The following is a 10,323-nucleotide window of genomic DNA, read 5'->3' on the forward strand; positions in this document are numbered from 1 at the left end:
CCTCGCCGGATCTTACTCATGACTTTCTCTCGCAGAGCCGCGACCGAATTGGCCCGCCGTGTTGAGCGGATCACCACTCAGGCCATGGGAACGGGATATGCTGCCGAAGCGCTCACCTGGGCCGGGACGTTCCATGGGGTCGGTGCCCGGATATTGCGTGAGCAAGCGCAGTCCATTGGGCTAAGCCCGGACTTTAGCATCCATGACCGTGAAGACAGCGCCGATCTAATGAACCTATGTCGGCACGAATTGGGGCTGTCGAAGACCATCGGCCGGTTCCCGGCCAAGGGCACATGCCTATCGATCTATTCGAGGGCTGTTAACTCCGAGGCTCCCCTTTCTGAAGTGCTGCCCCTTCATTATCCTTGGTGTGCGGCATGGAAAGATGATCTGAATCGTCTGTTTGGAGCCTACGTGACTGCCAAGCAAGGACAGAACGTCCTCGACTACGATGATCTGCTGTTGGCCTGGGCTCAGACCATGGAAGACACCGCGTTTGCGGCTCATATCGGTGCCAAATGGGATCACGTGCTGATCGACGAATACCAGGACACCAATCGATTGCAGTCGCGCATACTATTGGCCCTAAAACCCGATGGGCGTGGCTTGACCGTTGTGGGCGATGACGCACAGTCGATCTATGCATTTCGGGCCGCGACAGTGCGCAATATTCTGGATTTCCCAGCGGCATTCTCGCCGCCAGCGACTGTGGTCATGCTTGATCGCAACTATCGCTCAACCGGGCCAATTTTAGATGCGGCAAATGCGGTAATCGGACAGGCGCAGGAAAGGTTTACCAAGGACCTTTGGACAAAACGTACCTCTGCCGAGAAACCCCGGCTAGTGACGTTGGCGAACGAAACGGATCAAGCGCGCTACATCGTGGACTGTGTCCTTGCGGATCGAGAAGTTGGTCATCGGCTGATGGATCAGGCCGTGCTATTCCGAACTTCCAGCCACTCTGGTCAACTTGAGGTCGAGCTGACACGGCGAAACGTGCCATTCGTGAAGTTCGGTGGCTTGAAGTTTCTCGATTCAGCGCATGTGAAAGACGTGTTGGCGATGCTGCGCTTTTCGCAAAACCCACGTGACAGGGTCGCGGGCTTTCGGGTGCTTCAGTTGATCCCGGGGGTTGGGCCTGCCGCAGCTGGACGGATATTGGAAGCAATAGAACTTGCGCCTGACCCTTTATGGGCTTTGGAAACGGTGGCTGCGCCAGCGCGTGCGGATGCAGACTGGCTTGACCTTGTGGCGTCATTAACCACTAAGGCCAACTGGCCTGATGCAATTGGGTTGGCACGGGCCTGGTATGACCCCCATCTGGATCGGATACATGAAGACGCAGAGGCGCGTCGGGGAGATTTGCTACAGCTTGAACAGATTGCGACCGGCTATCCATCACGGGAACGTTTTTTGACCGAACTGACGCTCGATCCGCCAGATGCAACAAGCGGGCAAGCCGGTGTTCCCTTGAAAGATGAAGACTACCTTATTCTCTCCACAATCCATTCGGCAAAGGGGCAGGAATGGAAGTCTGTCTTTGTCCTGAATGCCGTTGACGGATGCATCCCCTCCGATTTGGGTACGGGGACAAGCGAGGAAATCGAAGAGGAGCGACGGCTTCTCTACGTGGCAATGACGCGAGCCAAAGACAGCCTGACACTGGGTGTCCCGCTACGTTTCTATGTCACTCAACAAACTCGCAATGGAGATCGCCACCTTTATGCCACACGAACACGGTTCATTCCAAAGGAAATCCTCAACAACTTCGATCCGGAATATTGGTCCCCCGCGCCACTCCACCCTTCGGCCGCCGTGCCAGCACCGGCGCCGATAGATGTGTCAGCGCGCATGCGGGGAATGTGGGGCTAGGCAAAGCCGAAAGGGAGAAAGGCCCTTAGCGGACATTGGTGCAGCCCGCAGCGAATGGCGGGGTTGCAGCTTATTTTGTTGAAAAACTCCAAGCTGGGGCAGAGCATGGATAAATCGGAGAGCAACGTTCTTCCCATAACGCAATGGGCCGAAAATAGCGAACATTTCGGCGGCGACTGAGAACAGCATTCTGGATTCGAGGTGTCGTCGGGCGGGCATTCGAGTTTTTCAACAGAATAAGCCCAAAGTGCCGAATGCTGCGCATGGTTCGAAGGAGCAGGATGCCTGCTGAGCCGACATTGCGGGTTAGGACCTTGCCGTTGCCCTACAGACCTCATGTCAGAAATACCGCTCAGTTCTAGGAGTATATCTCCCCGCCCATCTGGGTTGTAGATTTGGTTCTAAGCGAGGCGGCTCTTCAACAGATCACCCGATTTAAGAAGGATCGGGTGGCCTACCATCGAAAATGCTGTGTTTATCTGCTTCAGAGCCCGGAGCGTTTCCTGATGGATGTTGCTCGTCTCGATACTTTCTGCGAGCCCCTCGCGCAGGCGGCCGATGTGGCTGCGTTGCAGTTTCTGTTCTACTTTGCGCACCTTCTCCTTTGCCGCCACAAGCGCGCGAGCCTCGGCCGGGTTCTGGTTCATCATCACATTCAAGGCGAGTTGCACGTTGCTGTGAACACGGTCCGTAAAATCGCGAATTTCATCGCGGCCCTGTGGCGAGAATTGAAGCTTCTGCATATCCAGACGCTTGGCGAGGTCCAGCATGATCCGTGCAATGGCATCTGATGCGGAATCGAGGCTGGATGAAATCGACGCAAGCTCCAGTGACCGACGGCTCAGACCCTCGTCCATGCCCTTCTGCCCAAGGCGTGCAAGATAGAGTTTGATATCCAAGTGTGTATTTTTGACCGCCTTATCCTGATCCGCGATCATGCTGGCGGTGGCACTGTCCCATTGGTCATAGAGGGGTTCGACCGCGATCAGCATCTGTTCAATCTTTTGGCCCATCCCAAGCAGTTCTCGCGCGGCGCAGTCAATCGCGCGCTGCGGTCGGTCCAGAAGGGCGGGATCAAGCGCGCTGGCGACTTTCAGAGCGCCGTTCGAGGTGGGTTTTTCGGCCATGAGATAGGACAGAGCGGCCGTTATTGGCCGCACAAACGGGAGCGCCGCAAGCGCCAGAAGCAAGTTGAAGGCAAGGTGTAGATTGATAGATTGTCGGGCGGGCGTCGCGCCAAGTTGTTTCAACAAATCCGGCATCGTCGCAATCAAGAGGACTGCTAGCACGGCACCGCCACCACGCAGGATCAAATTACCCATGACCATCCGCCGTACAGCAAGTGGTGCGGTATAAGTCAGCAGGAATGCGATCAATCCCCCGCCCAGGTTAGCCCCCAGGATCATTGTGGCGGCTGCAGGGGGTGGCAATATGGACTGTCCCGCCAGCGTTACAAACAGCAAAACCGCCGCAACACTTGAGTGAACCCCCCAAGCGAACACAGCGCCGATGACAAAGGCCGTCAGCAAATCGCGGCCGAGATAGGCCATGACGGCTTGCGTGCCAGGATTGGATATCATCGGTTCGGTCGCGCCGCGGATCATGTCCAGCGACACGAAGATCAGCGCTAGCCCGATCATGATCCGGCCAACCTGCCGCGTATTGCTGCCTTCGCCGCGCAGAAAAACCGTGACCCCGATAACAAGCAACAACGGGATCAGGATTGGTTGCCGCACCATCAAGAGCTGTGTCACAACCGCTGATCCCACATCGGCGCCCAGCATGATCGCCAGGCCGGTCGCCGTCGCAAGGCCGCCCTTAGTCACAAAGTTGGACACCAGAACGGCAACTGCGGTGGAGCTTTGCAATAGCACAGCTGCCCCCATTCCAGTTCCCGCCGCAAGCAGGCGGTTCTTGGCGGAATGACGCAGCCAGATGCGCATAGGCGCTGCATATCCCCGCTCGACCCCGGTGCGCACCAAGCGCACAGCCCAAATCAAGAGGGCTGCGGCCCCCGCGATATGGACAAGGATTTGAATGGCGTGCGGATCGTTCACCGGGCGTACTTTCTTTCAGATTGCGGTATCAGAAGGGAAATGGACCTGATCCGGCCACTGGCCCGATACGGATCGTTTGAAACCCTACATCCCACCGATGCAGCAGGCAGCCGTCTTCTTGGGTCATGTATCCAACGGGCGCGTCTGGGCGGCGATCATAGGCGAACGTACTGCAGGGCGATGGGGACGAGATGGCAACGTGCCCCACCAAATCGCTGACCATCATATTGTGGATATGGCCGCAGACGATGCGTAACGCGCCGGAATAGTCGGCCAAGACATCCTGCAAGGCATCCCGGTTGGTCAACCCGATATCGTCCATAAATCCAATGCCGCAGGCAAAGGGGGGATGGTGCAACGCCAAAAGCACTGGCGCGCCACCCGTCTCGGACAATGCGTCTTGCAGGAAAGTGAGGCAGTCTGACGACAGCGTTCCCAGCCCGTGTCCTTCGACCAGGGTATCAAGTCCGATCAGATGGATGTCACCTACCTTGCGGCTCCAGTTCAGCAGGCCACTTGCAGGAAGACCTTCCGCAAATGCGTTCCGCATCGGGTCGCGGGCATCATGGTTTCCCGGGATGACATAGGTTGGCAGATCCAGAGGCGCGACGAGCGCTTTGAACCGTGCATAGCTTTCGGCACTACCGTCGTCGCTCAAGTCGCCACTGACCAGCAACCCATCAACCGGCCCGATCTGATCGCGGATGCCGCTAATCCGCTTAACCAATTGCGCCAAGGCGCCCGCAGAGTCCAGCCGCCCCGACACCAGCGCGCCGTCGGGCACGATATGTGTGTCGGAGATATGTAGTATCACCGTCATTTGATCCCTGCGCGCAGGAACGCCTGGACGAACTGACGCTGGAAGATCAGGAAGGCGATCAGCAAGGGGGCAATGGACATCAGCGTTGCGGCAGAAATGATGCTGATGTCGACGCCATTTTCCGGCGCACCAAAGATTGACAGACCGACCGTCAGCGGCCGTGTCTCGGGCGAGTTGGTCACGATCAGCGGCCACAGGAAGTTATTCCAATGGGTTGAAACGGACACCAGCGCGTAGGCCAGATAAGTGGGTTTCGCCAAAGGCACATAGACCCGCCACAAGATACCCAACAACCCGCAGCCCTCGATGCGCGCGGCCTCGTGCAACTCTATGGGGACGCCCTTGAACGCCTGTCGCATCAGGAAGATGCCGAACGCGCTTGCCATATAGGGCATGCCGACGCCAAGGATCGTATCGAACAGCCCAAGGCGCGAGATCATCGCGTAGTTTTCCACGATCAGGACTTCGGGCAGGATGAAGAGCTGCATCAGCACCAGAATGAATACGTAGTCTTTGCCGGGGAACTGCAGCTGCGCAAAGGCAAAACCTGCCAGTGTCGTCAGAATGAACTGTCCGATCAGGATCACGGTCACCAGCATGAAGGTGTTCATAAAATATTTCAGCCATGGCGCGCCGTTCCACGCCACACGAAAGTTTTCGAACGTCCAAGGAGAAAACAGTTTCAGGTTGACCGCATCGGAGGTCGAATGGGTGGCAGCCCAAAAGGCGAACAGCAGCGGGGCAATCCAGATGATAGCCAGCAGGATCGCACCAAAGCTGTCCATGAATTTGGTGAGGCTCTTCATTGGTAATGCGTCCTTTTATCAAGGTAGAAGAACTGCACCGCCGCCACGATCCCGAGCACAGCGATCACCATGATGGTCATGGCCGCCGCACTTGGCGCATCGAAGAAGGCAAATGCCATCTCCCAAATGTAATAGAGGATCAGTTTGGATGCGTCGGACGGACCACCCTTGGTAAGGATAAACAGGTGGTCGATCAGCTTGACAGAGTTGATCATGGCGTTCACCGCGATGAACAGCGTCGTGGGCATCAACAGCGGCAGCACGATGCGGCGCGTATAGGTCCAGCGACTGGCGCCTTCGATGTCGGCGGCTTCCTTGAGGTCCTCGGGGATCGTCTGCAACGCGGCGAGGTAGAAGATCATGAAGAACCCGGCCTCTTTCCAGATCGTCACGATGATGATGGCCCACAGTGCCGTTTCCGGCTGGCCCAACCAATTGACGGAGGGCAGGCCAAATAGGCTGCCGATCTGGTCCAGCACGCCAAGGCCGGGCGTGTAGAAAAACAGCCACAGGTTCGCGGCGGCGATCATCGGCAGAACAGTTGGTGTGAAATAGGCAGTGCGCACAAATCCGCGCGCGGAAATCTTGGAATTTGCCCATAGCGCCATCGACAGTGCAATAAAGATCGACACTGGGATTGTGACCCCCGCGTAGAGCAGGTTGTTCTTGACCACGAGCCAGAATGTTGGATCCGCGAAGAGCTCGGCGTAGTTTTCAGTGCCGACGAACTCCGTCGGGTTCCGGCGGGTGCCGCGTGAAAACAGGCTCGACCATAGGGTCGCGATCGAGGGGTAAAACGCAAAAAGCGTTAGCAGGACGGCAGCGGGCGACAGCAAAATCCAGCCATAAATGGCCTGCCTGCGGCGTTCGAGGTTGGCATGGGCTGGCATGGCGCGGCTCCGGGTTTTGGGAAAGGACGGGCCGACACGTGACGCGCATCGGCCCATCCGGTTTGTTACTGGTAGTCGCTCAGCAGGCGCACGGCGGCAGCTTGTGCTTCGGCCAGAGCGTCAGCCGGCTCTTTCGCGCCGGTCAATGCGGATTGGATTGCATTGTTCAGGCCATCTCGCACACGGGCTGTTTCGAAAGTCGAGAACTCGGCCACAGCGTTTTCCAGCTGGTTGCGTGCCACGAGAGCAGGCGGGAATTCGGCGGTATAGGCCTCAAGCGCCTCGGTCTCGTAGGAGGCAGGCGACACGCCCATGTAGCCTGTACCGATAGACCATGCAGCCGCCTGTTCAGGCGAAGTCATGAATTGCATCAGCTTAAGCGCAGCCGCGCGTTCTTCATCCGACGTCTCCTTGAACAGGTAGAAGTTGCCACCCCCAGTGGGTGACCCTTTGCGTACATTGGCGGGCAATTCCGCCACACCAAAATCAAAGCTGGCGCCGTTCTTCACCGCTGTCAGATTGCCGGTGGAATGCCACATCATCGCGGTCTGACCCTCAAGAAACGCCTGACGCAGCGTGCCCCACTCGACCGTGCCAGTGGGCATGATGCCATGCTCAGTCGAAAGCGATTTCCAGAATTCCAGTGTTTCCACAACAGATGGATCGTCGAAATGGGTTGTCAGGCCATCGCCCGACATCACCTCTTTGCCGTTCTGGATCGCAAGCGCCTGGAACATCCAGTAGGGATAGCCAGTTGACGGGATCATCAGGCCATACGTGTCGCCCTGGGTCAGGGCCTTGCCCATCTCGATCATTTCGTCCCAAGTTGTCGGCGGTGCCTCAGGGTCTAGCCCGGCTGCGCGGAACAGGTCCTTGTTGTAGTAGGCCACGATGGTGGAGCGCTGAAACGGGATGCCCCATGTCTTGCCTTCGATCAAACTATTAGCCATGAGCGCAGGATAGAAACTGCTGAGCCATGCCTTGTCGGCGTCTGAGGTGGCGACGTCCTCAAACGGGATGATCAATTCCTGTTCGATTAGGTCATAGGCATCGATGGAGAACATCACCGCCAGTTGCGCGGGCTCGCCAGAGGCAAGCGCCGACAGCGCCCGCACGCGGGTGTCATCGTAGTTGCCCGAATAGATCGCATTGACCTTGATATCTGGGTTTGCGGCCTCGAAATCAGCTACGATGCCATCAACGACTTCGGTCAATGCACCACCGACAGCAATCGGGTAGTACATCGTCAGTTCTGTTTCAGCACTTGCAGGGGCGGTAAGACCAACTGCCATGGCCGTGGCCAGCCCCAATCCTGTTGTCGAAAATAGTTTCATCTCTCTCTCCCTTGGTTTTGGTAGTGGTAGTGTTTGCCGGGCGATCACTTAGCCCGCCATCCGTTGTCCCGCCGCGTCAAAGACGTGCAGATTTTCGTCGTGAAAAGTGATGTCGATCTCGTTTCCCTCAGCCATCATCGACAGGCCCGGCTTCAGAACGCACAGCCCCGCCGCCCCTGCGTGATCCAGCCCGATCAACGTCTCTGCGCCCAGAAATTCGCTCTCGTTGACCGTGCAGCTCAGCCGCCCTTCGCCCTTTGGGACAATTTGGATATTCTCGGCTCTTATCCCGATGGTCTTGTCCTCGCCGAAACCGCTTAAAACGGTTGATTTCAACAAGGCCATTGGCGGCGCGCCGACAAACTCAGCCACAAAGGTATTGTTTGGCCTGCTGTACAGGTCCTCTGGCGCGCCAACCTGCTGGATATGGCCGTCTTTCATCAGGACAACAGTATCGGCCATGCTCATGGCTTCGGTCTGATCGTGCGTGACGTAGACCACGGTAATGCCCAGATCACGCTGCAGTTTTTTGATGTCCTTGCGCACGGCGTTGCGCAATTTCGCATCGAGGTTGGACAGAGGTTCATCCATCAGACACAGGCGTTGCCCGGCTACAATCGCACGGGCCAAGGCGACACGCTGGCGCTGACCACCGGACAACTCGCCCGGCTTGCGATCCTCAAGGCCGAGCAGCCCGGTGATCTCCAACGCGCGGTGAAGCTTCTCCAGCCGCTCTTTCTTTGGGACACGACGGACTTTCAAACCGAACACAACATTTTCGGCAACGGACAGATGCGGGAACAACGCATAAGACTGAAACACCATCGACAAGTTCCGGTCAGAGGCGGCGCTTGTCGTCACGTCTTTGCCATCGATCACGATCTTGCCTTCGTCGGGCAATTCTAGCCCCGCCAAAAGGCGCAGCGTCGTCGACTTTCCACACCCCGACGGGCCCAGAAGCGCGGTAAAGCTGCCCTCGGGAATATCCAGCGAGATGCCTTCGACGCCCAACTGGCCGTTCCAACGCTTTCCCACGCCGTCGAGTTTCACAAACGGTGTTGTTGTCATGTTGCATGTCCTTCAGCCACAAGTAGCCTGTCGTTGATTTTTGTCAGCAAAGGCGCGAATTGATCGCCCGGCCGTCGGTCAATGATGATCCGGTCCATGTCGGCAATATTTCCGCCCAATGCCGGGGCCTGACGTCCGAATTTTGAACCATCGATCACCAGGAGGGACTGCTGCGCGTTTTCGCAAATCTTTTGTGTCGCGCGCACTTCGGTTGTGTGGAATTCCAGCAGGCCACCATCGTCAGCAATCCCGGCAGCCCCAAAGACCGCGAAATCAGCCCGGAACCGTCCAAAGAAATCCAGGACTTCGTTCCCCAGAATATCGCGATCCGGCAAACGAACTTCGCCGCCGGGCAAGATGATCCGGTTAGAGACTTCCTCGCTCAGCGCCATCGCCGCACTCAGGTTGTTGGTGATGACTGTCAGCCCCTTTCGGCGGCGCAGAGACTGCGCAACGCTGAGCGGGGTTGAACCAATGGAGATAAACAAAGTAGATCCATCGGGTATCAGATTGGCGGTGGCCTCGCCAATGGCGCGCTTGCCCATCAGGTTCGTGCTCGCACGCTGATCGAATGGCGTGTTCAGAAATTCTTCGCTCAATTCGACGCGACCATGGACGCGGTGCAGCATGTCGCCTTCGCACAAGGCATCCACATCACGACGGATCGTCTGCATCGACACGTCAAATCGTTCTGCCAGCGAGCCCACAGTTACCGCGCCCTGCTCCAATACAAGAGCTGAGATTGCTTCGCGCCGTCTGTGCTTCTTTGATGACATCCCGCCCCCGAACCTCAGTCTTCCGTGACGTTAGTAGGTGAAAAGCAACAAAACAACATTATAATTTTGTAGTTCTCGGCTGATTACCAACAAAATGAGGCGAGAGTGCTGAAAATATGGGTAAAATATGAAACCAGAATATCCATGTTTTGTTGTTTTGTTGTTTTTACTTTCGCTTGAGGTATTTTTCTTTAAGGTGCTCCCCAGTGGGAGATCAGGGAACGAAGTGAGGAAGAATGCTGACAACGCAGACGATTTTTGATCGCTACCAGGAGGTCCGTGCGCGGTTTCCACAGGTGAGCGCTCGCAAGAAATCACTTGAGATCCGGTCATTGCTGGACATTGCAGATCAGGTCGACGCGTTTGTTTTCGATGCATTTGGCGTGCTGAATGTGGGCGAGACGATGATCCCCGGTGCGGACATAAGGCTGGATCAGTTGCGCGAACGTGGCTGTGCCATTCGCATTCTAACCAATGCGGCCAGTTACGACCGCAGCGGCACCATCGCAAAGTTCAAGCGCCTCGGGCTTCGCCTTGAGGACGACGAAATCATCACCAGCCGAGAGGCCGCACTTCGAAATCTGGATCAGGGACATTGGGGTGTCATTGCCTCTGACAACGATCCGCTTAGCGATCTACCCGATACTGTGACGCGCTTGAGAGAAACCCCAGAGGATTATGACAAGGTCGATCAATTCCT

The 10,323-nt window shown here is 56.8% G+C and carries 8 protein-coding genes and 1 pseudogene; 2 read left to right on the plus strand and 7 right to left on the minus strand.

What is annotated here, in order from left to right; translation table 11 throughout:
* Positions 1-1,872: ATP-dependent helicase (locus tag Q1B15_RS03930; protein WP_299750448.1), on the plus strand; the 1,872-nt coding region annotated here is incomplete at its 5' end.
* A 401-nt stretch (positions 1,873-2,273) separates the two neighbouring features.
* On the opposite strand, the gene Q1B15_RS03935 is transcribed toward Q1B15_RS03930, so the two are convergent.
* The 7 genes from Q1B15_RS03935 to Q1B15_RS03965 form a co-directional block, all read right to left on the minus strand.
* Complete coding sequence (locus Q1B15_RS03935) at positions 2,274-3,929, minus strand: Na/Pi cotransporter family protein (protein ID WP_299750451.1); 1,656 nt, start codon at positions 3,927-3,929, stop codon at positions 2,274-2,276.
* Between the two features lie 28 nt (positions 3,930-3,957).
* Positions 3,958-4,749, minus strand: a complete 792-nt coding sequence (locus tag Q1B15_RS03940) for a phosphodiesterase (protein WP_299750454.1) — start codon at positions 4,747-4,749, stop codon at positions 3,958-3,960.
* Entirely contained in the window at positions 4,746-5,555 is an 810-nt protein-coding gene (locus Q1B15_RS03945) for a carbohydrate ABC transporter permease (RefSeq protein ID WP_299750457.1), read from the minus strand. The genes Q1B15_RS03940 and Q1B15_RS03945 overlap by 4 nt, the downstream gene beginning before the upstream one ends.
* Complete coding sequence (locus Q1B15_RS03950) at positions 5,552-6,445, minus strand: sugar ABC transporter permease (protein WP_299750459.1); 894 nt, start codon at positions 6,443-6,445, stop codon at positions 5,552-5,554. The genes Q1B15_RS03945 and Q1B15_RS03950 overlap by 4 nt, the downstream gene beginning before the upstream one ends.
* A 65-nt stretch (positions 6,446-6,510) precedes the next feature.
* On the minus strand, positions 6,511-7,779 hold the full coding sequence (locus Q1B15_RS03955; protein ID WP_299750462.1) for an ABC transporter substrate-binding protein: 1,269 nt from the start codon (positions 7,777-7,779) through the stop codon (positions 6,511-6,513).
* A gap of 48 nt (positions 7,780-7,827) precedes the next feature.
* Positions 7,828-8,847, minus strand: a complete 1,020-nt coding sequence (locus tag Q1B15_RS03960) for an ABC transporter ATP-binding protein (protein ID WP_299750465.1) — start codon at positions 8,845-8,847, stop codon at positions 7,828-7,830.
* Positions 8,844-9,623 (minus strand): DeoR/GlpR family DNA-binding transcription regulator, encoded by a 780-nt coding sequence (locus Q1B15_RS03965; protein WP_299750468.1) that lies wholly within the window; start codon positions 9,621-9,623, stop codon positions 8,844-8,846. The genes Q1B15_RS03960 and Q1B15_RS03965 overlap by 4 nt, the downstream gene beginning before the upstream one ends.
* Positions 9,624-9,859: 236 nt before the next feature.
* Between Q1B15_RS03965 and Q1B15_RS03970 the strand changes: the two are divergent.
* A pseudogene (locus tag Q1B15_RS03970) lies at positions 9,860-10,323 on the plus strand (haloacid dehalogenase); the annotation flags it as partial.

The sequence above is a fragment of the uncultured Boseongicola sp. genome, assembly GCF_937988555.1.
GTDB lineage: Bacteria > Pseudomonadota > Alphaproteobacteria > Rhodobacterales > Rhodobacteraceae > Boseongicola.